Below are 25,951 nucleotides of genomic sequence, written 5' to 3'. Positions count from 1 at the left end.
GGACCATGAGCCATACCCAAGCCCTGTGTCGGTTCCTTGCCGAACTGAGTCATGAGCAGTTGCCCGACAAGGTGCTGGCGCGCACCGAAGACCTTTATCTGGATTGGCTGGCCTCGGCACTGGCGAGCCAGGGGGCGCACCCGATTCCGTTGTTCGAGCGCTATGCGCAGAAAATGGGCCCGAGCAGTGGCCCTGCGCAGATCATCGTCAATGGCGCCAGCAGCAGCGCATATTTCGCGGCGTTGGTGAACGGCGCCGCGTCCCATCTGGTGGAGCAGGATGACCTGCACAACAGCTCCGTGCTGCACCCGGCCACGGTGGTGTTCCCGGCTGCCTTGGCCGCCGCGCAAGACCTGGGCAAGTCCGGCCGCGAGTTACTGCTGGCCTCGGTAGCCGGTTATGAAACCGGGATTCGCATCGGCGAATTCATGGGGCGTTCCCATTACCGCATCTTCCACACCACTGCCACCGTCGGCACCCTGGCGGCGGCGGTGGCCGTGGGCAAGTTGCTGGATTTCAATGAGGAGCAATTTATCAACCTGCTTGGCAGCGCAGGCACCCAGGCCGCCGGCCTCTGGGAGTTCCTGCGCGATGCCGCTGACTCCAAGCAACTGCACACGGCCAAGGCCGCCGCCGATGGCTTGCTTGCCGCGTATTTGACGGCGGACGGGCTGACCGGTGCGCGCAATCTCCTTGAAGGCGATCAAGGGTTGGCGGCGGGGATGTCGAGCGACGCCGAACCGAGCAAATTATCCGCAGGGCTCGGCAGCCGCTGGGCGCTGCTGGAGACCTCGTTCAAGTTCCACGCCTCGTGCCGCCACACCCATCCGGCCGCTGATGCGCTGCTGGATTTGATGCAGCGTAAAGGCCTGGGCGCAGCACAGATCGCCCACGTGGAAACCCATGTGCACCAGGGCGCCATCGATGTATTGGGCCGCGTGACAGTGCCCGCGACCGTGCACCAGGCCAAGTTCTCCATGGGCACCGTGCTCGCTCTGATCGCCGTGCATGGCAAGGCCGGGCTCACCGAGTTTGAGCAACTGGCCCTGACCGATCCGGCCGTTTCGGTCTTTCGCGACAAAGTCAGCATGACCCTAGACCGCGCCGTCGACAGCGCTTACCCGCAACGCTGGCTGGGCCGCGTCACTGTCACGACCACCGACGGGCGCACGCTGCACGGCGCTATCGACGAACCCAAGGGCGACCCGGGCAACACCCTGAGTCGCGTGGAACTGGCGGATAAATTTCGGCGCCTGACCCAATTCAGCGGCGCCCGTACGCCAGCCCAGGCGAATGCACTGATCGAGAAGGTCTGGAACCTGCGTCACGCAGCGTCCATGGCCCACTGGCTTTGAGGAACCGCAATGACTAATCAACGACCGCTGGATGGCATCACTGTTGTCAGCCTGGAACACGCGATTGCTGCGCCATTCTGCACTCGCCAACTGGCCGATCTGGGCGCCCGTGTGATCAAGATCGAGCGCCCAGGCGCCGGCGATTTTGCCCGTGGCTATGACGAGCGCGTGCGCGGCCTGGCGTCGCATTTCGTGTGGACCAACCGCTCCAAGGAAAGCCTGACCCTGGACCTCAAGCAGGATGAGGCGGGCAGCATCCTCGACACCTTGCTGGCCGACGCCGATGTGCTGGTGCAGAACCTCGCACCCGGCGCGGCGGCGCGCATGGGCTTGTCGTTTGAAGCGCTGCATGCGCGTTTCCCGCGGCTGATCGTCTGCGATATTTCCGGCTATGGCGAAGGCGGGCCTTACGAGAAAAAGAAAGCCTACGACCTGCTCATTCAAAGCGAGGGCGGCTTCCTGTCAGTGACCGGTGGCCCCGGTGAAGACCAGATGGCCAAGGCCGGTTGCTCCATCGCCGATATCTCTGCCGGCATGTACGCCTACAGCGGCATCCTCTCGGCACTGCTGCTGCGCGGCAAGACGGGGAAGGGCAGTCGCATTGACGTGAGCATGCTCGAAAGCTTGGTGGAATGGATGGGCTACCCGATGTATTACGCGTTCGACGGCGCGCCTCCGCCACCGCGTGCCGGTGCGGCACACTCGACGATTTACCCGTATGGGCCGTTTCCCACCGGCGACGGCGGCACGGTGATGCTCGGCTTGCAGAACGAGCGCGAATGGGCGGCGTTCTGCGACAAGGTGCTGTTCTCGCCGGAACTGGCCACCGACGCGCGTTTCTCGGCGAACTTCAAACGCTCGGCCAACCGCGACGTGCTGCGTCAGATCATTGTCGACCGTTTTGCGCAGCTGGACGCCGAGGCAGTGATCGAGCGCCTGGAGGACGCGCAAATTGCCAGCGCGCGCGTCAATGACATGCAAGGCGTGTGGGACCACCCGCAACTCAAGGCGCGTGACAGCTGGCGTGAAGTCGCCAGCCCTGCGGGGCCTTTGCCGTCGTTGCTGCCGCCTGCGCGCAATGCTGCGTTTACCCCGCGCATGGAGGCGGTGCCGGCACTGGGGCAGCACAGCCAAGCGATTCTCGACCAGCTTGGCTATTCGCCTGAAGCCATCGACACGTTGCGTGCACGCGGCGTTATCTAACAAGGAATTTAAGTGATGCCAAAGCCTTTAGTTCGTTCAGCCTTGTTTGTGCCCGGCAGCCGCCCGGAGCGGTTTGCCAAAGCCTTGGCCAGTGGCGCCGACGCGGTGATTGTTGATTTTGAAGACGCCGTGGAAGAGCCGCTCAAGCGTCAGGCGCGGGATAACCTTGGCGTGTTCCTGCACGGCCATCCCGAGGTCCAAGTGTGGGTGCGCATCAACGCCCCGGAGCATGCCGAGCATTTAGCAGATGTGGCGTTCTGCAAGGCTCACGCCAACGTCGCTGGCGTGCTGCTGCCGAAGGTGGAGAGCGCAGCGCAGGTGGCGGTGGTGGCGGCCACCAGCAAAGTGATCTGGCCGATTATCGAAAGCGCGCGCGGTTTGCTGGCCGTGGCGCAAATCGCCCAGGCACCGCAGGTGGAACGCCTGTCATTGGGTGGCCTGGACTTGGCGCTGGACCTGAACCTGAGCAGCAATTCCCCCGCCGCGCAGTTCGCCCTCGACCAGGCACGCCTGGCGCTGATCGTGCACTCGCGCGCAGCGGGCCTGGCCGCGCCGCTGGACGGCGTGCACCCGGCTATCGATGACCCTGAAGGTTTGCGCCGTTCGATTCGGCATGCCTATGAAATGGGGTTCGCCGGGGCGCTGTGTATTCATCCCAAGCAGGTGGCGGTGATCCATGGTGCCTTGGCGCCGAGCGCCGAAGACCTGGCCTGGGCCAGGCGCGTGGTGGAGGCCGGGACACACGGGGCAGGGGCCTACCAGATTGATGGGCAGATGGTGGATGCGCCAGTGCTGCTGCGCGCGCAAAGACTGCTGGCAGCTCAGATATAGCTGACCAGAATCGACTCAAAATCGGGAAGGGGGCTTGTGATTGTTGATGAGCTTAGCGTTCGGCCATGCCGAACGCAGGTATCTAAAATTCGAAATTCACTACACGCCTCACATCAGGCACTTTGCCCTACAACACAACAATAAGAAGGTGATTTTCCATGCTCAAGCTTTCTCGGGCGCTGCTGTGCGCTGCCACTTTATTTGCCGGGGGCCTGGCCCAGGCGGCCGATCCGATCGTGATTAAGTTCGCCCACGTGGTCGCCGAAAACACTCCCAAAGGCCAAGGCGCGCTGCTGTTCAAGAAGCTCGCCGAAGAGCGTCTGCCGGGCCGCGTCAAGGTCGAGGTGTACCCGAACTCGTCGCTGTTCGGCGACGGTAAGGAAATGGAAGCGCTGCTGCTTGGCGACGTGCAGATGCTGGCGCCGTCCCTGGCCAAGTTCGAGCAATACACCAAGCAAGTGCAGATCTATGACCTGCCGTTCCTGTTCAACGACCTGGCCGCTGTCGACCGCTTCCAGGCTGCCCAGGGCAAAGCCTTGCTGACCTCGATGCAGGACAAAAATATCCTCGGCCTGGCCTATTGGCATAACGGCCTCAAGCAACTTTCGTCGAACAAGGCCCTGCGTGAGCCCAAGGATGCCCGTGGCCTGAAGTTCCGCGTGCAGGCCTCCAGCGTGCTCGAAGAGCAGTTCAAGGCGATTCGCGCCAACCCGCGCAAGATGAGTTTCGCCGAGGTGTACCAGGGCCTGCAGACGGGCACCGTCAACGGCACCGAGAACACCTGGTCGAACTATGAAAGCCAGAAGGTCAACGAGGTGCAGAAGTATTTCACCGAGTCCAACCATGGCCTGATCGACTACATGGTGATTACCAACGCCAAGTTCTGGAACGGCCTGCCGCCAGACATCCGCACCACCCTGGACCAGATCATGGTCGAGGTCACCGTCGAGGTGAACAAGCAGGCCGAAGCACTGAACCAGTCGGCCAAGCAGAAGATCATCGACGCCAAGACCAGCGAAATCATCGAACTGACTCCTGAGCAACGCCAACTCTGGCGCCAAGCCATGCACCCGGTGTGGCAGAAGTTTGAAGGTGAGATTGGCGCTGACCTGATTAAGGCGGCGGACCAGGCCAACCAGTAGTTGGGCGAGCACCCAAACCTACTTTGGAAACGGCTTTATGTGGGAGCTGGCTTGCCGGCGATGCAGGCAACTCGATGCATCTGTCGAACCGAGTTGATTCCATCGCGGGCAAGCCCGGCTCCCACAGTTTTATCCGGTTTCCACCCCGACATCATTCCCGCTTCGCGAGGTTTTGCCATGCAAACGCTAAGGCGCGTCTGGGAGCACCTGGAGGAAAGCTTTATTGCTTTCCTGCTGGCCGCCATGACCCTGGTGACATTCGTCTACGTCATGTTCAACAACGTCTACACGCTGTTCTTCTCCCTGGCGGACAAGTGGGCTTTGAGCGCTGACTTCTTCAACGCCCTGGGCGACCACACCCTGTCGTGGGCCCAAGAGATGACCTGGAGCGTCGCGTTGACCAAGGCCATGTTCGGCTGGCTGATCTTCTTTGGCATCTCCTACGGCGTGCGCACCGCCGGCCACCTCGGGGTGGACGCGCTGGTCAAGCTGACCAAGCGCCCGGTGCAGCGCTTGCTTGGCATGCTCGCGTGCCTGTGCTGCCTGGCCTACGCCGGGTTGTTCATGGTGGCCAGCTACAAGTGGGTCAGTGCGGTCATGACAGCCCAGATCGGCGCCGAAGACCTTGCCCAATATGGCGTGGACGTGGGCGACATCGTGATCATCGTGCCGATTGGTTTCGCCCTGGTGTTTATCCGTTACCTGGAAATTTTCTACCGCCTATTCACCCACCGTCAGGTCGGGTTGGGGCTGGCCGACGAAGCCGGTGAGGCCAGCAAGTTGGCCAGTGGTCATGAGGAGCGTCACTGATGGCCGTGCTCTGTCTGTTTTTGCTGTTGTTCGTGTTCATGTTCCTCGGCGTGCCCATCGCGATTTCCCTGGGTTTATCCGGCGCGGTGTCGATCCTGATGTTCAGCCAGGACTCGGTGAGTTCGCTGGCGATCAAATTGTTTGAAACCTGCGACGCTTACACCTTTTTGGCGATTCCGTTCTTCCTGCTCTCCGGTGCGTTCATGACCACCGGCGGCGTGGCGCAACGGCTGATCGACTTTGCCAACGCCTGTGTCGGCCACATCCGTGGCGGCCTGGCGATTGCCGCAGTGTTGGCGTGCATGCTGTTTGCGGCGCTGTCCGGCTCATCACCGGCGACGGTGGCGGCGGTGGGTTCGATTGCCGTAGCGGGCATGGTGCGTTCCGGCTACCCGAAGGCGTTCGGCGCGGGAATAATCTGCAATGCCGGCACCTTGGGCATCCTGATTCCGCCCTCGATTGTGATGGTGGTGTACTCGGCGGCCACTGAAACCTCGGTGGGCAAGCTGTTCATGGCGGGTGTTATTCCAGGCTTGCTGTTGGGCCTGATGCTGATGGTTGCGATCTACATCGTCGCGCGCATCAAGAAATTGCCGGCCCAGCCACGCGCTACCTTGCGTGAATGGCTGACCTGCGCGCGCCGCGCGTTCTGGGGCTTGCTGCTGCTGGTGATCATCCTCGGCGGCATCTACAGCGGCATGTTCACTCCGACGGAAGCGGCAGCGGTGGCGGCGGTGTACTCGGCCTTCGTGGCGTTGTTCATCTACAAGGACATGACCTTTCGCGACTGCCCCAAGGTGCTGCTGGAGTCCGGGCGGCTGGCGATCATGCTGATGTTTATCATCGCCAACGCCATGCTGTTCGCGCATGTGCTGACCACCGAACAGATCCCGCAGCAAATTACCGCCTGGGTGATTTCCGAGGGCCTCACGCCGATTGGCTTTTTGATCATGGTCAACGTCGTGTTGTTGGTGGCGGGCAGCTTTATGGAACCGTCAGCCATCGTGCTGATCCTGGCGCCGATCTTCTTCCCGATCGCGATGAAGCTGGGCATCGACCCGATTCACCTGGGGATTGTGATGGTGGTGAATATGGAGATCGGCCTGGTGCACCCACCGGTGGGCTTGAACCTGTTCGTGACTTCGGCGGTGACCGGCTTGACCTTGGGGCAGACCATTCGCGCGGCGTTGCCGTGGCTGATGATCTTGCTGGTGTTCCTGATCATGGTGACGTACTTGCCGTTTATCTCGCTGGCGCTGCCGCACTGGCTGGGGATGTAATGCGCTAAAAAAGGGGGCGGGCTGGCTCGCGAAAGCGCTGTATCAGTGACAGCGGTATTGACTGACACGGCGCCTTCGCGAGCAAGCCCGCCTCCACATTTGATCGTCGCTGACCTTACTTATCCATCGCGCTCAAGATCGCATACGCCACCTTGACCCGTTCAGCATTTGGGTAGTTCTTGTTCGCCAGCATCACCACGCCCATGTCCTTGCTCGGCACGTACACCACGTACGCCCCAAACCCGCCGGTGGAGCCGGTTTTGTTGTACAGCACGTTGGCCGGTTGCGGCTGCGCCGGGGTCAGCCATTTGACCTTGTGCGGCTCCATCGCCATGGGCGTGGAGTTGCCATCGAGCAATGCTTGCAGCGAGATCGGGTAAGGGTAGCGCTCCCAACCCAGGCCCTGGGTCATGCCGTTGACGGTGTAGTAGCCCGTGTGCGTCGCCGCGATGGCCTGTTGCAGCGGCTTTTCCAGGGTTTGCGGGTGCATGTTCACCATTACATAGTGAGCCAGGTCCTGGGCGCTGGTCTTGATGCCGTAGGCCTCGCTGTCCAGCGCGCCGGGGCTGACGCGCAGGGGCTTGAGCTGCTTGTCGTAGCCTTGGGCGTAGAGGTGAGACTGGTCGGCCGGCACGCGGACGTGGGTGTTGTTCAGGCCCAGTTTGGGCAGCAGGGTTTTCTGCATGGCGACGTTGAACGGCTGGCCAAGGCTTTGCGCCGACAGGTAGCCGAACAGCCCGATGCTGGGGTTGGAATACAGGCGTTGTGCGCCCGGCGCGTAAGCCGGTTTCCAGTGCTGGAAGTAGCCGAGCATGTTCTCGGCGCTGTCGGCGGCGTCGGGAAACTGCAGGGGCAAGCCGCCTGGCGTGTAGGTCGCCAGTTGCAGCAGGCTGATCTGGTCGAAGGCGCTGCCGGCCAGTGCGGACAGGTGCTCGCTGGCCTTGTCCGAGAGCTTGAGCTTGCCGGTCGCCTGGGCATAGCCGCCGAGGGTGGCGGTGAAGGTTTTGCTCACCGAGCCGATTTCAAACAGGGTGTTTTCGCTGACGGGCTGCTGGGTTTCCTTTGAGGCAGTGCCGTAGTTAAAGTACTGCACTTTGCCGTTTTGTACGACAGCGACCGCCAGGCCGGGGATGGCCTGTTGCTGCATCAACGGTTTTACGCTGGCGTCTACCACGGCCTGCAGGTCGGTGGCGGCCAAGCAGTTGCCGGCGGTGACCAATGCGGCCAGAGCCGCGAAATGACGTACTCCAAACAAAGACAGTTGGGGCATGATGGTGCTTCCATGAGAAGATTCGATTGAATAAAGAGCCTGCGCAGGCGAGGCAAATGTAGGCAGTTTGCCAGCTGCGAACAAACGATCATATCTCGCACCAGCCATTAGAAAATTTGGGGTCAAGCATGCTGCGTTCCCATCTGCCGCTCAATGCCTTGCGCGCTTTCGAGGCGTCGGCCCGTCACTTGAGCTTCACCCGGGCGGCCATTGAATTATGCGTGACCCAGGCGGCGGTCAGCCATCAGGTCAAAAGCCTGGAAGCCCAACTCAATGTCACGTTGTTCAAGCGCCTGCCGCGCGGTTTGATGCTCACCAGTGAAGGCGAAACCCTGCTGCCGGTGGTGCGCGAATCCTTTGATCGCATCGCCCAGACCCTAAGCCAGTTCGAAGGTGGGCACTACCGTGAAGTGCTCACCGTGGGCGCGGTGGGCACCTTTGCTGTGGGCTGGTTGCTGCCACGCCTGCCGGACTTTCAGGCGCGCTATCCGTTTATCGACCTGCGCTTGTCCACCCACAACAACCGCGTCGACGTAGCGGCCGAAGGCCTCGATTATGCAATCCGCTTCGGCGCCGGGGCTTGGCACGGCACCGACGCCTGCGAACTGCTCGTCGCGCCGCTGACCGTGCTGTGCACGCCCGTGATTGCCGAGCAACTGCGCACGCCTGCCGACCTGTTCAAGCACACCTTGCTGCGCTCCTACCGCGCCGATGAGTGGACCCAATGGTTCCAGGCCGCCGGTCTGCCTGCCGACACCGTCATTCCACGTAGCATCGTATTTGATTCGTCGCTGGCCATGATGGAAGCGGCGCTGCAAGGCATTGGCGTAGCGCTGGCCCCAGCGATGATGTTCTCGCGGCAGTTGGAGAGTGATCTGATTCGCCAACCGTTTGAGGTGGGGATTACCACCGGCAGTTATTGGCTGACGCGCTTGCAGTCACGGGCTGAAACTTCGGCGATGCTGGCGTTCAAGGGTTGGCTGGAGGCGGTGTCGACATCGGCTAGGAAACTGTCTTAATGTGATTATCTAGAAACAAGATGAAACATTTGCCTGGCGGTGGAGATCTACCGCTTCTCCCGTACTGAGTTCATGAATGAAAACCCCGCGCCCCTCCGACCGCATGCCCCACCTTACGCAATTGCGCAATTTGAAGATGGCGCGCTCCGCCCACGCCTACGTACGTGGCAGTACGGTGCAATTCTACGAATGGCTGCACAGCCAGCCTGGCCGTCGCTTGCCCCATGGCCCGGCGATCTGGATCTGCGGCGATTGCCACGCAGGTAACCTCGGCCCGACCGGCGATATCAAAGGCCGCATCGACATGCACATCCGCGATCTCGACCAGACCGTGATCGGCAACCCGGCCCACGACCTGGTGCGCCTGGCCCTGTCCTTGGCCACCGCCGCGCGCGGCTCGGACCTGCCTGGAGTGACCACCGCACGGATGCTCGAAGAAATGATGGTGGGCTACGAACAAGCATTCAAAGACAAACCCGATGAGGCACCACCACGCCCATCCCAAGTCAAAGCCGGGATGCGCAGCGCCGTGGAGCGTACCTGGAAAAATCTGGCGCGGGAGCGCATTGAAAATGCGCGGCCGACGATCCCGCTGGGCAAGCACTTCTGGTCGTTGTCGCGGGCAGAAAAGGGCGCCCTGCAAACGCTCTGCGCCTCGGATGAAATCCACCAGTTGGTCACCTCGCTCAAAGGCCGACCCAAAGACGCCAAGGTCGAGCTGCTGGACTCAGCGTATTGGGTCAAGGGTTGCAGCTCCCTGGGCTTGCTGCGCTATGCGGCGCTGCTGGGCGTGGGCGACAAGGAGGATCAGGAATATTGCCTGATCGATATCAAGGAAGCCGTGGGCGCCGCTGCACCGCGTGCACCGCGCGCGAAAATGCCTCGCGACAACGGACGCCGAGTGGTGGAGGGAGCGCGCCAGCTGTCACCGAGTTTGGGTGAACGCATGCTGGCAACCCGCTTTTTGGACCACGGTTTTTTCATCCGTGAGTTGCTGCCCCAGGACATGAAACTGGAGCTGGACGAACTCAGCGAAACCGACGCCATGCACGCCGCCGGTTACCTGGCCCGCGTGGTCGGCATTGCCCATGCCCGGCAGATGGACCGCGATACGCGCAAGCAGTGGATGGCGGTGTTGCAGGAAAACCGCTCGAAACAGCTGGATGCACCGTCGTGGTTATGGACCAGTGTGGTGCAATTGGTGGGCAGCCATGAACAGGGTTATCTCAACCATTGCCGGCGGTATGCGTTGGAGCATTGATCTGGAAAAAGCGACTAACCAATGTGGGAGCGGGCTTGCTCGCGAAGGCTGTGTGTCAGCCAACGGATTCAGCACTGATACACCGCTTTCGCGAGCAAGCCCGCTCCCACATTTTGGGTGGTGTTGTGTCAGGGGTAGTGGCTTATGCCTTGGGTTGCAGGCAATCCAATGCGCGGTCGGCCAGTGTGCGAGCCATGTCGATCAGATGTTCGGTGGCGCCGGCCATGTGGCGTTGATCGCCGGTCAGGCCTTGGAGGGTGTCGGCGGCGGTGGCTGCAGCACAGCGCAGCAGGTTGCAGATTTGCGCGAGGGCGTCTTCGAAGCTGAGGTCTTGGTGCACGGTAAAGGACGGTGGTGAGGCGGGTTGCAGGTAGTGACTCAGGGCGCGCTCGAAGACTTCGCGGTCTGGGATGGCGTGGGGTGGGTCCGGGACAATTTTGCTCATGCATAAGCTCCTACTGAAAAGGGGAGCCATCCTGATGTCGTTTCCACACGACAAAGGGTGGCAGCTGTACGCAGGGTGGAAAACCAGGCAGTAGGACCCGGTCAGACCGAAGTCTGCCCACGAACAGCCGCCATATAGCTTTCTGAAGGCGAAAAGAAAACGCCGACATCGGTCTGATGGTGCTGGCGCTTTGCGCCTACTGATTCCCAGGTTTCCACACCCGATCGCTGATGTGCAGCGACAGAGCGAAGGCTAGCCAGTGGCGTGAGCAGGCGCAAGGCCGAAGGATTGTCTAGGAAACTTCCTGCAAATTAAAGGGATATGGATTGCTGGCCTTTAACAATGCATGTCGATCAACCAACACCGATCACATGTGGGAGCTGGCTTGCCTGCGATAGCGCCGGGCAGGCCAGCCTATTTTTCACTGGAAGACCGCCATCGTAGGCAAGCCAGCTCACACAGTTTAGATTTGGGCTAGGCCAGGTATTTGTGGAACCAGCCGAGGGTTCTTTCCCACGCCAGATTCGCCGCCGCCTCGTCATATCTCGGCGTCGAATCATTATGAAACCCATGGTTGGCGCCCTTGTAGATAAACGCCTCATACGTCGTACCCGCCGCCTTCAACGCCGTCTCATACGCCGGCCAGCCTTCGTTGATCCGCGCATCCAACTCGCCGTAGTGCAACATGATCGGCGCCTTGATGCGTGGCACGTCCTTGGCTTGCGGCTGACGCCCGTAGAACGACACCGCTGCGCCCAGTTCGGGGTAGGCCACCGCCGCCGCATTGGTCACGCCGCCGCCATAGCAGAAGCCGGTAATCCCGACTTTGCCGGTGCTGCTGTCGTGGTGCATCAGCCATTCGATGGCGGCGAAGAAGTCGTTCATGAGTTTTTCGGGGTCGACTTTCTGTTGCAGTTCCACGCCTTTTTCATCGTTGCCGGGGTAGCCGCCCACGGCGGTGAGACCGTCCGGCGCCAGGGCGATGAAGCCAGCTTTGGCCAGGCGCCTTGCCACGTCTTCGATGTAGGGGTTCAGGCCACGGTTTTCGTGGACCACCACCACGGCGGGCAGTTTGCCGCTGGCTTTGGCCGGGCGCACCAGGTAGCCGCGCACCGTGCCGTTGCCTTTGGGCGAGGGGTAGGTGATGTAATCGGCGATGATGTCCGGGTCGGTGAATTTGACTTGTTCGGCCAGCGCGTAGTTGGGGCTCAGGGCTGCCAGCAGCGCGGAAGCGGTAAGGCCGCCGAAGGTGAACAGCGCGGCGCGGTCGAGAAATTCGCGGCGGTTGAGCTTGCCGTGGGCGTAGCCGTCGTAGAGTTCCAGCAGTTCGGGGGCAAAGTCTTTCGCGGTGAGACGAGTCATCGGTGCATTCCTCGATTAGCGGTGCCAGTCAATGTAGACCAGGATCAGCGCACGCGGCCATGGGCGGAATCTGACAGTTGCCGGGTGTCGACACGCACAAACACCGAGTCGCCGATGGCGGTGAGCACGTCACCGGCGTACACCTCGCAGACCACGCGGCTTTTACGCCCCACCTCGCCCTCGACCCGCGCGCGCAGGCTCAGCGTCACACCCATGGGCGTGGGTTTGATGAATTTGATCCCCAGGTTGCCGGTGACGCAGTCGATGCGCGGCAGGCTGCCGGGCTCACGCTGCTCGGCGCGGTAGTGGTAGGCCATGGCAGTCCAGTTGGAGTGGCAGTCCACCAGCATGGCGATCAGGCCACCGTAGACCAGCTCGGGCCAGCCGCTGTATTTCGCGTCGGGCTGATGCTCGGCGATGACATGGACGCCGTCGGCATCCCAGCGGCTCTTGATGTGCAGGCCATGCGGGTTGCTGCCGCCGCAGCCGTAGCAAATGCCCTCGGGGGCGGTGGTGTCCTGCAGGGAAGGGATGTGCATGCAAAGTCCTTATTGTTTCTTTTGGCGACTACTCTGTTTAGCAGGGCACGCACCGAAAGGGAATCAATCCATGCGATGGCGTGTTAGCTCAGCACCGGTGTCCTTTGTTTTGCGGAGTGTTCCATGAAGCGTCGAATGTCCCTGGTCGTCCTGCTGGCCCTCGTTTTCGGTGGTGTATCCAACGCCCGGGCGGCGGAATACAAAGACGTCAACCGTACGGCCAGCCAGATCAGCTTTACCTTCCAGCAATTCGGGCAGCGGGTGTATGGCACCTTCAGCGACTTTGAGGGCTCCCTGAGCTTCGATACGCAAAAGCCCGAAGCGGCGCGTGCGTTGCTGACGATCCAGCTCGCCAGCATCAATGCCGGCAGCCAGGACACCAATACCCAGTTGCAGCAAGCCGCGTGGTTTGACACCGCGACTTATCCGGTCGGAGTGTATGAGTCCAGCGGCGCCACGGCGCTGGGTAATAACCGCTACACGATCAGCGGCAACCTGACGATCAAGGGCATCACGCGGCCGGTGGCTATCACGGTGTTGCTCAAGGAGCAAAGCGGCATCGGTGTGTTCGACGGTGAGTTCGTGCTCAAGCGCGCCGACTTCAAGATCGGCGAGGGCGAGTGGGCGGGCAACAGCGTGGTGTCCAATGACATCAACATCAAGTTCAAGATGGTCGCGCCGCAACGCTAACGTGAAAATTTCTTCGCCCCGGCCACGCAGCCGATCACCGCAACGGTCACCAGCAGCATGCCCAGGCTGACCTGCTCATGCAGCAGGCCTGCCGCCAGTGCCAGACCAAAAAACGGCTGCAGCAATTGCAACTGACCGACGGCGGCGATGCCACCTTGGGCCAGGCCGCGATACCAGAACACAAAGCCGATCAGCATGCTGAACAGCGACACATAACCCAAGCTCAGCCAAGCCGGCAGGCTGATGCCGTTCAAGGTCGTGGGCGCCAGGAGCATGCTCAACGGCGCCACCACCGGCAACGACACCACCAGCGCCCAGCAGATCACTTGCCAACCGCCCAGGCTGCGCGACAACCTGGCGCCCTCGGCGTAACCCAGGCCGCACACCAGCACCGCCAATAACATAAGCACGTCACCGGCAGGCGCGGCGCTCAAGCCTTGGGCGACGGCGTAGCCCATCACCAGCAGGCTACCGAGGCTCGAAAACACCCAGAACACCGGGCGCGGCCGCTCGCCTGCGCGCAGCACGCCGAACACCGCCGTGGCCAGGGGCAGCAGGCCGATAAACACGATGGAGTGGGCCGACGTCACGTATTGCAGCGCCAGCGCGGTCAGCAGCGGGAATCCGATGACCACGCCGAGCGCGACGATTGTCAACGGTAGCCATTGAGCGCGCGTGGGGCGTTTCTCCTTGAACAGCCACAGCAGGCACAGCCCCAAAGCAGCGGCGAGGGTGGCGCGGATCATGGTCAGGAATACCGGGTCGAATTCCATCACCGCCAAACGCGTGGCCGGCAATGAGCCGCTGAAAATCACCACGCCGATAAAACCGTTGATCCAACCTTGGGTGCTGGTGTCCAGGGAGGTAAACCGTGAAGTACGTTCCATGAAGGGCTGCCTGAAAAAGAACAGTTGCGTGTGCGCCATCCTAGGATCGAAGATTAAGACAATCAAAAAATTGTCATGGATACATCGCCTATGCCGCGCGCCCGCTACAAGTCGCTGGTCGACACCTTTGCCGAGAACATCCGCAGCGGCGCCTTAGCGCCCGGCACGCGCTTGCCCACCCACCGGCAATTGGCCGCCGACCATGGCCTGGCGTTGGTCACCGCCAGCCGGGTGTACACCGAGCTGGAGGCCATGGGCCTGGTCAGTGGCGAAACCGGACGTGGCACCTTTGTGCGGGAAATTTCGTTGCCGCCGGGGCAGGGCAGTGGGCAGATGAATGTCGCGACCGGCATGCTCGACCTGAATTTCAACTACCCGTCGCTGCCCGGTCAGGCTGACCTGTTGCGCACCGCGTTGCGCCAGCTGGCGCTGTCGGGCGACCTGGAGGCGCTGCTGCGTTACCAGCCCCATGCCGGTCGCTTGCATGAACGGGCTGCCGTGGCGCGGCACCTGCTGAGCCGAGGCCTGAGCGTCGAGGCTGAGCAGGTCTTGGTGGTCAGCGGCGCCCAGCACGGCCTGGCGGTGACGATGATGACGATGCTCAAGCCTGGCGACGTGATTGCGGTGGATGCGCTGACCTATTCAGGCTTTAAGGTGCTGGCTGAAACCCTGCACCTGGAAATCGTCGCCATCCCGGCCACCGCCAGTGGCCCGGATTTGGAGTTCCTGCACACGCTGTGTCGCAAACGCCCGGTGCGCGCGGTGTACAGCATCCCGACCCTGCACAACCCATTGGGCTGGGTGATGAGCCTCGCGCAACGTGAACAGCTGATTGGTATCGCCCGTCAGTACTCACTGATGATCATCGAGGATGCGGCCTACGCCTTCCTGGCCGACGACGCGCCACCGCCACTGGCGGCATTGGCCCCCGAGCGCACGGTGTACGTCGGCGGACTGTCGAAGAGTGTCGCCACCGGTTTACGCGTCGGCTTTATTGCCGCCCCGCAGACATGGGTAAAGAGGCTGGAGCGAACCATCATGGCCACCACCTGGAATGTCCCTGGGGTGATGAGCGCGATTGCGGTGTCCTGGATCGAGGACGGCACCGTCGCGCAACTGGAAGCGCAAAAGCGCCGGGATGCGCGGGCGCGCCAGACCTTGGCGGCGCAGGTGCTCAAAGGCGTGCACTACATCAGTCACCCGTCATCGTATTTTCTGTGGTTACCGCTGGGGGAGGAGGCGCGGGCTGATCAGGTCGCCATGGTGTTGCAGCGCGAGGGTATTTCCGTGTCCACCGCCGAACCGTTTGCCGTCTCGGCCACCGTGCCGCATGCGTTGCGGTTGGCGCTGGGCTCGGTGGACATGGCGGCGCTGCGTGAGGCGCTGGTGAAGGTCGCCGAGGTGGTGCGCTGGTGAGCCGCGCCCCGCCGGATCAGTACTTGTAAGCCTGGCGCCCGATCAGCAGCCAATGGTCTTTTTGCTGTTGCCAGACCTGGGAGTTGTCGATATCGGTCGGCGTGTCTACGCCGCTGTTCACCGCCAGCGCGTGAAAGTGGTTGCGCACTAGCGCGGTGTCACCGCCCAGGGTGATGGTTTTGGGCTGCGTTACTGTGGCGGTGTTTCAAGGACTGAACTTGCCGCTTCCTGCCCAAGTAGTACATCGCTATGCTACTGCCGGTACATCAATAGCCCGGTGAACTACATGGATTTTGACTGGCACAGCGAGCCCATCACCCGCGCCACGCCCTTGACGCGCCACTACAAAAATACCCAGAACGTGCGCCGTTTCATGCTTGAGCACTGTGGCCCCGCGTTCAGGTTCGACCGTCCATTCATGGCCTGGATTCGCAACGGCACCCCCAAGACCCTGGGCGATATGGTGGATGAATGGCAACGTCGAAACGAGGCTGCACGCCCATGACTCGCGATGAAAAATATCAGGCTGCTCAACAGCGCATTGGCTATCAGCTGGACGAATTCAAAATCGGCGGCAACTACACGCCGTGGGTGCGCGAGGGCAACCACTTGTACATCAGCGGCCAGATTCCGCGTGTGGGTGATACCGTGGTTTTGCCGGGCAAAGTTGGCGACAGCCTGACCCTGGCCCAGGCGCAAATCGCCGCCGGTATCAGCGCGCTACGTTGCTTGGGCTTGCTCAAGCAGGCGCTGGGTTCGTTGGACCAGATCAAGGCCATCCCGCGCATCACCGTGTATGTGCGCAGCGCTGAAGACTTTGATCAGCAAAGTGAAGTGGCCAACGGCGCCTCGGACCTCTTGCACGAGATTCTCGGCAGCGCCGGGGCGCACACACGCACCTCGCTGGGGGTGATGCAGTTGCCGAAGTCGGCGGCGGTCGAAATCGACATGATTGCCGTGGCGCACGGTTGAGTCGCGCATGATCGCTCAGGCCTTGGTGTACTGCTCAATTACGCCAGCCACGTGGCGCCTGGTCTGGTGTTGTTTGGTGTGTGGTTCGCGGGTTCTTGCAGGGTTACTTGGAACAACAGGTGACGCCATTACGCGCCGCGTTGGTCAGCGCCACAGCCTTCGTGGCGTGCCATGCTTCCCCGGCGTTGAGTGTCATCCCACTGGGCTGGCCGGTGTTGCGATTTACCCTGATCGAAGGGCTGGCTTGCGCGCTGGTGCGCCTGCGCTATGGCGTACTGGACGCGACCGCCACCCATGGCACGGCAATCCTGCGAATCGCCGTGCCATGGGTGGCTTGAGTGAATCCATCTCCCAGCGTATTGACCGGGTTTATTCTGCTGTCAGCGGCGGCGTGCGCGGCGGGATCTGGCGCTTGCTGCCGGTGGCTTCATACGCCGAGGCAAAACGCAGCAGTGCAGCGTCGTCATAGGCTCGCCCGGCAAAGGTCAGCCCCACAGGCATGCCAATGTCCGCCATCACGCCCATCGGCACAGTCACGGTGGGCACGCCCAGGTGACGAATCGCAAGGTTGCCATTGGCCACCCACACGCCGTTGCTCCAGGCAATGTCAGCAGACGCTTCATTAACGTCGGCATCTGCCGGACCAACATCGGCCACCGTAGGGAACAGCACTGCATCCAGCCCTAGGGTGTCCATCCAGTCTTCCAGGTCGATGCGCCGGGTTTGTTCCAGGCCGCGCAGGCCATCCGGCACCGTGCTGATTTCATTCCACGGTGTGATGCCGCGCGCGGCCATGCGCACATACTCATCCATACCGGCGGCCAGGTCGTCTTCACGGTTGGGCAGGGTGCCTGGGTCATGCGGGAAGATATTAGGCCCGTCTACGTCTGCCAGGCGGTTCAACGCCGGGTCGTCATTGGCGCGTAGGAAGTCATCGAACGCCCAGGCCGACAGCTCCCACAATTCGTCGTGCAGGAATTCCTTGGAGACCACGCCACGGGTAAACACCGTCGGCGCGCCAGGGCGGTCGCCCTCGCAGTTGGAGACCAGTGGGAAGTCCACCTCGATCACTTCGGCACCGGCGGCTTCCAGCGCCTGGCGAGCGGCGTGCCACAGGTCGATCACGCTGGCGCGGGTGTTGATCTTTTGCCCGGTCGGCCCGCCGATCCCTGGCTTTTCGCTGGTGCCGGCGTCGGGGTCGGCGTTGATGTACATGCGCGGCACGCCGAAGCGTTTGCCGGCCAGGGATTCACTGCTGACGGCCAGATCCGCATAAGACGCTGGGCGCACCGAGGCCACGCTCGGGATTGGCACCCAGGGTTGCAGACGCCACAGGTCGCCACGTGGGTTGGTGTCTTCAGCGACCACCACCTCGAGGACTTCGAGCAGGTCGGCCATGGTGCGCGCGTACGGCACCACCACGTCCATGGTCGGCGTCAGCGGCCAGTTGCCGCGCACCGAAATTACCCCGCGCGACGGCGTGTAGGCGCACAGGCCGTTATTGGACGCCGGGCCGCGTCCGCTCGACCAGGTTTCTTCGGCCAGGCCGAAGGCGGCGAAGCTGGCAGCTGTTGCCGTGCCTGCACCGTTGGACGAGCCGGAGGCAAACGGTGCGGTCAGGTAGTTCGCGTTATATGGGCTCTCTGCGCGGCCATAAACGCCACGCTGCATCCCGCCATTGGCCATCGGCGGCATATTGGTTTTGCCCAGGCAGATGGCGCCGCCGATACGCAGGCGCTCAATCGTGAACGCATCGCGCTGCGCGACCAGTTTGGCGAAGGCCGGGCTGCCCGAAGCAGCCGTCAGGCCCTTGACCAGGTAGCTGTCCTTGGCGGTATAGGGGATGCCGTCCAATGGCCCCAAGGTCTCCCCTTTGGCCCGGCGCGTATCCGAGGCCTCGGCTTCTTTAAGTGCCTCGGGGTTGCGTACCACCACGGCGTTCAATGCGGTCGCGGTCTGCGGGCCGTCATAGGCCTCGATCCGCGCCAGGTAAGCCTTAACCAGTTCAACGGCAGTGGTCTGGCCGCTTTCAAGCGCAGCGCGCAATTGGGCAATGGAGACTTCGGTAACTTGCATCACGTTTTTTTCGCCGCCTTCAGGTGGGAGGTATGGCGGCAGTCTACGTACAGATATTTCACAAAACCAGCGCCGCATACGTCTCATAGGCGGCACGCATTACCTGCCACGTCGGCTCGTCAGCGGGAATCAGATGCTCGATACGCAGTGAGGCAAGGGTGATGTCCTGAGGCATGCCGAAGGTGGTGAAGGTCGACAGGAAGTTCAGCTCACCGCGGGTTGAACGGATGCGCGTCAACACCAATGGCGGCATTTCATTGGGCAGCTCGGTGCTGGTGGGCACCGGCAGGCTCGCCAGCAATGTCGCCAACGCAGGGTTGCCCAGCGCTTCACGGGTGGCGCGTTGCCAGGCCAGGGTGCGAATCTCTTCGGCGTTGATCAGGTGATCGCCCAGGCCCCCGGTTTGCAGCAGTGTGGTCAGCAGGTTCAGCCCATCGGCGGCATTCGCTTTGATTCCCACCAGCTCGAATAACACACCAGCGCTGGCATTGGCCGCGAGCACGTCCCACTGGCTGCCCAACAGAATTGCCGGGGCGGGGTTGTTGGCGTGCAACACGTGGCTGACGGCTTCACGAATGGCGGCCATTGCCGGGGCGGCGAGTGGGGTGGCGGTGTAGCGCGGCGCATAGCCGGCGGCAAGGAACACGCGGTTGCATTGCTCCAGCGGGGCGTCCAAGGCCGTGAGCAACGTATGCAAACTGCTCGGGCTAGGCTTGGCGCGGCCGGTTTCGATGCAGCTGAGGTGGCGTTGGGAAACACCCGTGATCAAGGCCAGGTCCAGCTGGCTAAGCTTGGCGTGTCGACGCAGTTGGCGCAGGTGCTGGCCGGCAGTTGAAGGGGTGTCCATGGCCTGATCATGACCTCCGAGGTCATTGCGAGAGACGCAACCTTATCACTATGTTGAGCCTCGATCATTTCAAGGAAGGCACCATGCACAGACCCTATATCGCCTTGGCCGGCTTGCTGGGATTTTCGTTGTACACCCTGGTCACGATGCTCACCGCGCAGCAATCGCTGCTCGCGTTCGGGTGGGAACTGATGTCCAGGCCGGACACCGCGCAGGTGGTGATTGACCTGTATCTGATGGCGCTGCTTGCGTGTGTGTGGATGTACCGGGATGCTCGCGGGCGAGGGCGTTCGGTTGCCTGCGTGGTGCCGTACTTTTTGCTGACAGTGGTGTTTGTGTCGGTGGGGCCGTTGCTTTACATCGTCGTGAATGGGTACCGAGATGAATGAACTGCTGCCTATCTACGCAGGGTGCGTGCTAGTGCTGTGCCTGAAGAAGTTTGCGATTTCTTGCTACCAGGGTTTCTTCCGAATTCGGGGACTGGCGTTTACCAACCTTGAGGATGCAGCTTTTTCCAGGCCGATATAAAAAGTGGCCTCTTGTGGCAAGCCCGCTCGCCACAACTAGCTGTGCGAGCGGGTGATCGGCCGGTCAGACGCCTTTGGTCGAGGGCAGCAAGATCGTCAGGATGCCCGCCAACGGCAGGAACGAGCAGATTTTGTAGACGTACTCGATGCCGTGGTTGTCGGCCAGCAAGCCGAGCAACGCGGCACCAATCCCGCTGAAACCGAACATCAGGCCGAAGAAGATACCCGCGATCATCCCCACATTGCCCGGCACCAGTTCCTGGGCGAACACCACGATGGCGGAAAAGGCCGAAGCGATGATGAAGCCGATCACCACGCTGAGGATGGCGGTCCAGAACAGGTCGACGTAGGGCAGGGCCAGGGTGAATGGCGCGGCGCCCAGGATCGAGAACCAGATGACTTTCTTGCGCCCGATCTTGTCGCCAATCGGCCCACCGGCAAAGGTGCCGACAGCCACCGCGCCGAGGAACATGAACAGGTACATCTGCGAGCTGGCCACCGACAGGTGGAATTTCTCGATCAGGTAAAAGGTGAAGTAGCTGGTGAGGCTGGTCATGTAGAAGTATTTGGAGAACACCAGCAGCGCCAGTACCACCAAGGCAAAGGTCACGCGGCCTTTGGACAAACCGTGGGCGGCCTTGCCGCCTTGCTTGAGCTTGAACAGGTCGAGGTGGTGGCGATACCAACGGCTCAGGCCGTACAGCACCATGATCGCAAACACGGCGAACAGCCCGAACCAGGCGATATGGGTTTGGCCGTAGGGAATGATGATCGCCGCCGCCAGCAACGGACCGAAGGCGCTGCCGGTGTTGCCGCCGACCTGGAAGGTCGATTGCGCCAGGCCATAACGCCCGCCCGAGGCCAGGCGTGCCACGCGTGAGGTTTCCGGGTGGAAGGTCGACGAGCCGACACCGATCAGCGCCGCCGCCAACAGGATCAACGGGAAGCTGCCGACAAATGCCAGCATCAGGATGCCGATCAACGTGCACACCATGCCCGCCGGCAACAGCCAGGGTTTGGGGTAGCGGTCGGTGTGGTAACCGATCCAGGGTTGCAGCAAGGACGCGGTCAGCTGGAAGGTGAAGGTGATCAGGCCAACTTGGGTAAAGCTCAGGCCGTAGTTGGTCTTGAGCATCGGGTAGACCGACGGCAGCACGGCCTGGATCAGGTCATTGATCATGTGCGCCAGGGCGCAGGCGCCGAGGACGCGCATGACCAAGGGGCTTATTTGCGGCGTAGTGGTTGCAGCGGCGGGTGGCGCGGTCAGGCTCGACATGCAGGCATTCCATACAAGGCAGCGAACAGGGGCAGTGCGTACTTTAGCGCGCTGCCCGTTTCTAAATGTTGCGGCGTTTATGCTAGATTCGCTGAAAATGCCTGTCTCGCGTAATTCGGGCGCTAACCATCGCAAAAAGGGCGAAATCATCAAATCACTGGATGTATTTCTGCGGGAGATCGACGAAGGCGACTGGGCCGTCATCAGTTCCGCCACCGACTACCCCGAGAACTGGGTGATCCCCGATCACAGCCACGAAAAGCATCAACTGCTCTACGCCGTCGAAGGCGTGATGGTGGTGTATTCGGCGCTGAACCAATGGACGGTGCCGCCCAATCGTGGCTTCTGGATGCCGTGCGGGCAAGTCCATTCGCTGCGCTGCGTGGGCACGTTGAAGATGCGCAGCGTGTTCGTGCGCCCGGACTGCTACCCCAACCTGCCGAGTGAACCCAAGACCGTCAGTGTATCGCCATTGCTGAGCGAGCTGATCAAGGCCTCGGTCAGCTTGAAGCCACCCTACGCCGAGGATTCGCGCGACGCGAGGATCATGCACCTGATCCTCGACGAGCTTGCCATCCTGCCAGCCTTGCCACTGTCGCTGCCGCAGCCAGCCGACCTGCGCATCAATCGTATCTGCCAGGCGCTGCAACAGGAGCCGGGGGATGCCTCGACGGTGGCGGATTGGAGTGATCGACTGGGCGTGGATCAGAAAACCATTCAGCGCTTGTTCCGTAAGGAAACCGGCCTGACCTTCGGCCAATGGCGCCAGCAAGCACGCTTGCTGCTGGCGCTGGAGCGCATTGCGGTGGGGGAGAAGATCATTGATGTGGCCATCGAGCTGGGCTACGAAAGCCCGAGCGCCTTTACCAGCATGTTCAAGAAGCAGTTTGGCAAGACGCCGAGTCAGTTCTTCAGGTAGCACGGGTGCTCACGTATGCCGCCGTAGCGCGCCGTGAGGCCAGGTAGGCCAACAGGCTGGCGATACCCAGCAAGGCCGCGCTGAGTTCAAAGGTGGCACGGTAACCACTCAGGTCGAACACTGCGCCACCCAGGGTGGCCCCGCAGGCAATTGCCAATTGGATGATTGCGACCATCAGTCCGCCTCCGGCCTCGGCATCGTCCGGCAGTGCTCTTGAAAGCCAGGTCCACCAGCCCACCGGCGCCGCCGTGGCAACCAGTCCCCACATGCCCAGCAAAACCGTGACCGCTATTGGCGAACGGCCCCAAGTCAGCAGCCCTATGGCGATCAGTGCCATCAACAGTGGGATGACCATAAGCGTCAGGTACAGGCTGTTGCGCACAAAGCGCTCAATCAGGAAAGTCCCCGCAAGCCCGGCCAGGCCCAACACCAATAGCATCAGCGACAGTGTGGGCACACTGACGTGGGTGACGTTTTCCAGGAAGGGGCGCAGGTAAGTGAACAGCATGAACTGGCCCATGAAAAACACGCACGCGCCAGCCATGCCCAGGGCCACGGTGGCGCGCTTGATCAGGGCAAAGGCGTTATGGGGCTTGGCGTTTGTGTCCGTCATGATCGGGGGCAGGCTTGCCAGCAGCCAGAGGCTAGCAATAATGGTGACCGGAACGACGCAAAAAAACGCCCCACGCCAACCGATCAGGCCACCGAGGAAGCTGCCCAGCGGCGCCGCAATCACTGTCGCCAGCGCGTTACCGCCGTTGACGATCGCCAAGGCGCGTGGCATGCGGGCTGCGGGGACCAGGCGCATAGCCGTCGCCGCCGACAGTGACCAGAAGCCACCGATGGCGATGCCGATCAATGCACGGCCCAGCATGAACGTCAGGTAGTTCGGCGCCAGTGCCACGAGCGTACCGGACAGGATCATCAGTAGGGTGAGCACGAGCAGCAAGCGTTTGCGCTCGACGCGCGCCGCAACGCCAGCGATCACCAGGCTGGTGAGCAAGGCGAACAACCCCGACACCGAGATTCCCTGGCCAGCCTGGCCTTCAGAGATGTGCAGGTCGGCGGCCAACGGCGTCAGCAGGCTCACGGGCATGAATTCAGAGGCCACCAGTGCGAACGCGGCCAACGACATGGCGAACACGGCGCCCCAGCGAGGGGTGTGAGTAGGGTCGGACATTATTTCAAGTGGCCTTTGAAGAAGGTGGTGAGCTTGGCGAAAGGGATCAGGTCGACGCGGTCGTAAAGGTCGACATGGCCGGCGCCTGGGATGATCACCAGTTCTTTGGGTTCGGCGGCTCTCTGGTAGGCGTCTTCGCTGAATTCACGGGAGTGCGCGTCAGCGCCGGCAATCAGCAAAAGGGGACGCGGGGAGAGCGTCTCGATGTCGTTGAACGGATAGAAGTTCATGAATTTCACGTTGCTGGTCAGTGTCGGCCGCGTCGTGGTGTGCGCCGACGCACCCGCCGGGGTGAACTCACCGCGTGGGGTACGGTAAAAATCGTAGAACTCATCGCCTACCGCATCACCGGTGAGGGTGTATGGCGTACCGCCGGTGTAGACGGTGTCGCCGCCCTGGAACTCCACGTAGCGCTGGTTGGCCGCTTGCAGCAGCTGCTGCTGGCGCTGCTCCAGGGACACGCCATGCTTGAGGCCGTTGCGGTTGGCCGCCCCCATGTCGTACATGCTGACGGTGGCGATGGCCTTCAGGCGTGGGTCGATCTTTGCCGCGGCGATGGCGAAGCTGCCACTGCCACAAATGCCGATGATGCCAATGCGCTCACGGTTCACCAGCGGTTGAGTGCCGAGGAAGTCCACGGCGGCGCTGAAGTCTTCAACGTAGAGGTCAGGCAGCACCGCGTTGCGTGGTGTGCCTGCGCTGGCCCCCCAGAACGACAGGTCCAGGGACAGGGTCACAAAGCCCTGTTCAGCCATTTTTGTGGCGTAGAGATTGGCACTCTGTTCTTTCACGGCGCCCATGGGATGGCCGACGATGATTGCCGGATGCTTTGAGTCGGCCGCCATACGCTTGGGCACAAACAGATTGCCCGCGACGGGCATGCCGTACTGGTTATTGAAGGTGACCTGTTGCATCGTCACCTTGTCGCTTTTATAGAAGTTGTCAGCACCGCTGGACATATCGGCTCCCATGGAAGAAAAAGAAGTCACCAGCAAACTCAGGGCGAGCATGAGGCTTTTCATCGGTAGACCCTTGGCGAAGTGGAGTGCCCATTTTTGCGCTGTGGTCGAGGGTTCTGCAGCGTGTATTCACTGGAATACTTGCCTGATCCTCTGAGTCTGCGCACTTGGCTGGGACGCCTGCCGGCTGGCGCGGTAAAGTTCGCTGAAGAAAACAAAGAGCCTGTCATGAAGACAAAGCACCTCCCTCAAGCGCCTCTGGACATGCTCGTTCAGTCGATTGCCGCGCGGGTCGCGGCGCCCGGCGACTACCCCATGCCGATCCCGGGCCTGGGCTTTTATCGGCGTGAGCAGCCCGCTGCGCCGGTGGTGTGCATGGTCGAGCCAAGCATCGTCCTGGTGGCCCAGGGCGAGAAGCAGTTGTGGGTCGGTGGCGAGGGCTATTCGTACGACACCTCGCGCTTTTTGGTCACCTCACTGGACATCCCGGCCAATTCGCAAGTAGTGGCAGCCAGTCCCTTGACGCCCTGCCTGGGGCTGACCTTCAAGCTCGATCTGCGCATCCTCGCCGAGCTGATTGCCCAGAGTGATACGCCGCCGACGCGTGAGCGGGCGGTATTAAAGGGGGTGGGTATAGGCACGGTCACCGAAGGCATACTGGTGTCTTTCGCGCGCCTGGTTGCTTTGCTCGACGAGCCTGAGGCGATACCGGTGCTCGCGCCGCTGATTCAGCGCGAGATTCATTACCGATTGTTGAAGAGCGACCAGTCCAACCGATTGCGCCAGATCTGTTCCGTGGATGGGCCGGGCTATCGAATTGCCAAGGCAATCGACTGGCTGAAACTCAATTACGGTGAGCCGTTGCGCGTGGATGAGTTGGCCGCACGGGTACAAATGAGCGCGGCCACGTTTCACCATCACTTTCGCCAACTGACGGCCATGAGCCCGTTGCAGTACCAGAAGTGGTTGCGCTTGAACGAGGCGCGACGCTTGATGTTGAACGAGCATCAGGACGTGTCCAGTGCTGCGTTCCAGGTGGGCTATGAAAGCCCTTCACAGTTCAGTCGCGAGTACAGCCGACTGTTCGGCGTGCCGCCAAAGCGCGATATTGCTGCGCTGCGCGGTAGAGTGCCGATTAATGATCGGTCGTTGTCAGGTTAGCGAAAAAAATGCAGCCAATCAGCCGCGCAAACAGGCTCAGGGTTTCCGGCAGATTAGGGTCGTCAAACAACATCGCTCGCGAATCCAGGGCGCACAGGGCGCCGAACAGGCGGCCATCGGGCAGGAAAATCGGCGCGCCGGCATAGCTCTCGATCGCGTATTGCTTGACCACTGGGCGTGCGGCAAACCGGCCGTTCTGGCTGATCTGCGGGATGAACAATGTTTGCGGGTTGATGCAAAACTCACTGCACAAGGTGGTTTCCAGGTCGAGTACGTCGTCGACATGAATGCCCATTTGCAGTGGGTCATAAGCCGAACACACCACCCATTCGTGGTCGGTGAATTTTGCGATACCGGCAAAACGCATGCCGGTCAGGCGAGTGACCAGTTGCAGAATGCTGGTGGTGGCTTCTATTTCGGCAATGGCAGCGCGCTCATCGGCGCTGAGTAACGCGTGTGCTGCGGTGACGCTTATATCCATGCTTGAGCACTCCAAAGGCGTGGCGTGGCGGTGCGGGCCGCCA

Annotated in this window: 26 protein-coding genes and 3 pseudogenes; 17 read left to right on the top strand and 12 right to left on the bottom strand. The window is 61.6% G+C overall.

The features are described 5' to 3' along the window. Positions 1-5 precede the first annotated feature (5 nt). From FW764_RS02025 to dctM, 6 genes are all read left to right on the top strand, one after another. Positions 6-1,355 carry an MmgE/PrpD family protein gene (locus FW764_RS02025; RefSeq protein WP_446432511.1) on the top strand — a complete coding sequence of 450 codons (1,350 nt, stop codon included), beginning with the start codon at positions 6-8 and terminating at the stop codon, positions 1,353-1,355. A gap of 9 nt (positions 1,356-1,364) precedes the next feature. Continuing rightward, the gene (locus FW764_RS02020) at positions 1,365-2,558 is read left to right on the top strand and encodes a CaiB/BaiF CoA transferase family protein (RefSeq protein ID WP_446432510.1); all 1,194 of its coding nucleotides are present in this window, start codon (positions 1,365-1,367) and stop codon (positions 2,556-2,558) included. A gap of 15 nt (positions 2,559-2,573) precedes the next feature. Next, the gene (locus FW764_RS02015; protein WP_446432509.1) at positions 2,574-3,389 is read left to right on the top strand and encodes an HpcH/HpaI aldolase/citrate lyase family protein; all 816 of its coding nucleotides are present in this window, start codon (positions 2,574-2,576) and stop codon (positions 3,387-3,389) included. Positions 3,390-3,547: 158 nt separating this feature from the next. Beyond that, positions 3,548-4,531 (top strand): TRAP transporter substrate-binding protein, encoded by a 984-nt coding sequence (locus tag FW764_RS02010; protein WP_446432508.1) that lies wholly within the window; start codon positions 3,548-3,550, stop codon positions 4,529-4,531. A gap of 177 nt (positions 4,532-4,708) precedes the next feature. Continuing rightward, positions 4,709-5,341: a TRAP transporter small permease gene (locus tag FW764_RS02005; RefSeq protein ID WP_446432507.1), complete on the top strand. Its 633-nt coding sequence runs from the start codon at positions 4,709-4,711 to the stop codon at positions 5,339-5,341. Beyond that, positions 5,341-6,621 carry a C4-dicarboxylate TRAP transporter large permease protein DctM gene (gene dctM / locus FW764_RS02000; protein WP_446432506.1) on the top strand — a complete coding sequence of 427 codons (1,281 nt, stop codon included), beginning with the start codon at positions 5,341-5,343 and terminating at the stop codon, positions 6,619-6,621. Before FW764_RS02005 ends, dctM begins: the two co-directional genes overlap by 1 nt. Before the next feature lie 115 nt (positions 6,622-6,736). Here dctM and ampC read toward each other — a convergent pair whose 3' ends face one another. After that, positions 6,737-7,891 carry a class C beta-lactamase gene (gene ampC / locus FW764_RS01995; RefSeq protein WP_446432505.1) on the bottom strand — a complete coding sequence of 385 codons (1,155 nt, stop codon included), beginning with the start codon at positions 7,889-7,891 and terminating at the stop codon, positions 6,737-6,739. A gap of 128 nt (positions 7,892-8,019) precedes the next feature. Here ampC and FW764_RS01990 point away from each other — a divergent pair, with 128 nt between their 5' ends. Together FW764_RS01990 and FW764_RS01985 are read left to right on the top strand one after the other, a co-directional pair. Beyond that, positions 8,020-8,910, top strand: a complete 891-nt coding sequence (locus tag FW764_RS01990; RefSeq protein ID WP_446432504.1) for a LysR family transcriptional regulator — start codon at positions 8,020-8,022, stop codon at positions 8,908-8,910. 76 nt (positions 8,911-8,986) lie between these two features. Further along, positions 8,987-10,171, top strand: coding sequence for a DUF2252 domain-containing protein (locus tag FW764_RS01985; protein ID WP_446432503.1), 1,185 nt, complete (start codon positions 8,987-8,989; stop codon positions 10,169-10,171). Positions 10,172-10,313: 142 nt separating this feature from the next. On the opposite strand, the gene FW764_RS01980 is transcribed toward FW764_RS01985, so the two are convergent. The 3 genes from FW764_RS01980 to FW764_RS01970 all read right to left on the bottom strand — a co-directional run bounded on the left by FW764_RS01980 (position 10,314) and on the right by FW764_RS01970 (position 12,517). Next, entirely contained in the window at positions 10,314-10,616 is a 303-nt protein-coding gene (locus FW764_RS01980; RefSeq protein ID WP_446432502.1) for a DUF6124 family protein, read from the bottom strand. Between the two features lie 474 nt (positions 10,617-11,090). Continuing rightward, on the bottom strand, positions 11,091-11,978 hold the full coding sequence (yghX, locus tag FW764_RS01975) for a YghX family hydrolase (protein WP_446432501.1): 888 nt from the start codon (positions 11,976-11,978) through the stop codon (positions 11,091-11,093). A 44-nt stretch (positions 11,979-12,022) separates the two neighbouring features. Next, the gene (locus FW764_RS01970) at positions 12,023-12,517 is read right to left on the bottom strand and encodes a PaaI family thioesterase (RefSeq protein ID WP_446432500.1); all 495 of its coding nucleotides are present in this window, start codon (positions 12,515-12,517) and stop codon (positions 12,023-12,025) included. Positions 12,518-12,640: 123 nt separating this feature from the next. On the opposite strand from FW764_RS01970, the gene FW764_RS01965 reads away from it, so the two are divergent. Further along, positions 12,641-13,207, top strand: a complete 567-nt coding sequence (locus tag FW764_RS01965; protein ID WP_446432499.1) for a YceI family protein — start codon at positions 12,641-12,643, stop codon at positions 13,205-13,207. Here FW764_RS01965 and FW764_RS01960 read toward each other — a convergent pair. Beyond that, positions 13,204-14,094: a DMT family transporter gene (locus tag FW764_RS01960; protein WP_446432498.1), complete on the bottom strand. Its 891-nt coding sequence runs from the start codon at positions 14,092-14,094 to the stop codon at positions 13,204-13,206. The two genes, FW764_RS01965 and FW764_RS01960, sit on opposite strands and share 4 nt — an antisense overlap. 90 nt (positions 14,095-14,184) lie before the next feature. Here FW764_RS01960 and FW764_RS01955 point away from each other — a divergent pair, with 90 nt between their 5' ends. After that, positions 14,185-15,510: an aminotransferase-like domain-containing protein gene (locus FW764_RS01955; RefSeq protein ID WP_446432497.1), complete on the top strand. Its 1,326-nt coding sequence runs from the start codon at positions 14,185-14,187 to the stop codon at positions 15,508-15,510. Positions 15,511-15,526: 16 nt separating this feature from the next. Here FW764_RS01955 and FW764_RS01950 read toward each other — a convergent pair. Beyond that, positions 15,527-15,697 (bottom strand): annotated as a pseudogene (locus FW764_RS01950) (nuclear transport factor 2 family protein); the annotation flags it as partial. A 99-nt stretch (positions 15,698-15,796) separates the two neighbouring features. Between FW764_RS01950 and FW764_RS01945 the strand changes: the two are divergent. From FW764_RS01945 to FW764_RS01935, 3 genes and pseudogenes are all read left to right on the top strand, one after another. After that, positions 15,797-16,015, top strand: a complete 219-nt coding sequence (locus FW764_RS01945) for a DUF6434 domain-containing protein (RefSeq protein WP_446432496.1) — start codon at positions 15,797-15,799, stop codon at positions 16,013-16,015. Continuing rightward, positions 16,012-16,482, top strand: a complete 471-nt coding sequence (locus FW764_RS01940) for a RidA family protein (protein ID WP_446432495.1) — start codon at positions 16,012-16,014, stop codon at positions 16,480-16,482. Before FW764_RS01945 ends, FW764_RS01940 begins: the two co-directional genes overlap by 4 nt. Before the next feature lie 86 nt (positions 16,483-16,568). Then, positions 16,569-16,820: pseudogene (locus tag FW764_RS01935) on the top strand (CPBP family glutamic-type intramembrane protease); the annotation flags it as partial. Positions 16,821-16,851: 31 nt separating this feature from the next. Here FW764_RS01935 and FW764_RS01930 read toward each other — a convergent pair. Together FW764_RS01930 and FW764_RS01925 are read right to left on the bottom strand one after the other, a co-directional pair. Further along, positions 16,852-18,561 (bottom strand): amidase, encoded by a 1,710-nt coding sequence (locus FW764_RS01930; RefSeq protein WP_446432494.1) that lies wholly within the window; start codon positions 18,559-18,561, stop codon positions 16,852-16,854. A gap of 55 nt (positions 18,562-18,616) precedes the next feature. Beyond that, complete coding sequence (locus FW764_RS01925) at positions 18,617-19,405, bottom strand: MmyB family transcriptional regulator (protein WP_446432493.1); 789 nt, start codon at positions 19,403-19,405, stop codon at positions 18,617-18,619. 83 nt (positions 19,406-19,488) lie between these two features. Between FW764_RS01925 and FW764_RS01920 the strand changes: the two genes are divergently transcribed. After that, positions 19,489-19,794, top strand: a complete 306-nt coding sequence (locus FW764_RS01920; protein WP_242150129.1) for a DUF2834 domain-containing protein — start codon at positions 19,489-19,491, stop codon at positions 19,792-19,794. After that, a pseudogene (locus FW764_RS01915) lies at positions 19,787-19,918 on the top strand (MAPEG family protein); the annotation flags it as partial. The gene FW764_RS01920 and the pseudogene FW764_RS01915, both read left to right, overlap by 8 nt. Positions 19,919-19,996: 78 nt before the next feature. On the opposite strand, the gene FW764_RS01910 reads toward FW764_RS01915, so the two are convergent. Beyond that, complete coding sequence (locus FW764_RS01910) at positions 19,997-21,208, bottom strand: MFS transporter (protein ID WP_446432492.1); 1,212 nt, start codon at positions 21,206-21,208, stop codon at positions 19,997-19,999. A gap of 97 nt (positions 21,209-21,305) precedes the next feature. On the opposite strand from FW764_RS01910, the gene FW764_RS01905 reads away from it, so the two are divergent. Beyond that, a complete protein-coding gene (locus tag FW764_RS01905) occupies positions 21,306-22,127 on the top strand; it encodes an AraC family transcriptional regulator (RefSeq protein ID WP_446432627.1) in 822 nt (273 codons plus the stop codon). On the opposite strand, the gene FW764_RS01900 is transcribed toward FW764_RS01905, so the two are convergent. Both FW764_RS01900 and FW764_RS01895 read right to left on the bottom strand, forming a co-directional pair. Continuing rightward, positions 22,120-23,307, bottom strand: a complete 1,188-nt coding sequence (locus FW764_RS01900) for an MFS transporter (RefSeq protein ID WP_446432491.1) — start codon at positions 23,305-23,307, stop codon at positions 22,120-22,122. The two genes, FW764_RS01905 and FW764_RS01900, sit on opposite strands and share 8 nt — an antisense overlap. Continuing rightward, the gene (locus FW764_RS01895; protein ID WP_446432490.1) at positions 23,307-24,329 is read right to left on the bottom strand and encodes an alpha/beta hydrolase; all 1,023 of its coding nucleotides are present in this window, start codon (positions 24,327-24,329) and stop codon (positions 23,307-23,309) included. Before FW764_RS01895 ends, FW764_RS01900 begins: the two co-directional genes overlap by 1 nt. A gap of 165 nt (positions 24,330-24,494) precedes the next feature. On the opposite strand from FW764_RS01895, the gene FW764_RS01890 reads away from it, so the two are divergent. Then, positions 24,495-25,427 carry an AraC family transcriptional regulator N-terminal domain-containing protein gene (locus FW764_RS01890; RefSeq protein WP_446432489.1) on the top strand — a complete coding sequence of 311 codons (933 nt, stop codon included), beginning with the start codon at positions 24,495-24,497 and terminating at the stop codon, positions 25,425-25,427. Here FW764_RS01890 and FW764_RS01885 read toward each other — a convergent pair. Beyond that, positions 25,402-25,908: a GAF domain-containing protein gene (locus FW764_RS01885; RefSeq protein WP_446432488.1), complete on the bottom strand. Its 507-nt coding sequence runs from the start codon at positions 25,906-25,908 to the stop codon at positions 25,402-25,404. The genes FW764_RS01890 and FW764_RS01885 overlap by 26 nt on opposite strands. Between the last annotated feature and the right edge of the window lie 43 nt (positions 25,909-25,951).

It is taken from the genome of Pseudomonas sp. 1152_12 (genome assembly GCF_052850675.1).
This window is presented reverse-complemented; position numbering and strand designations above follow the sequence as displayed.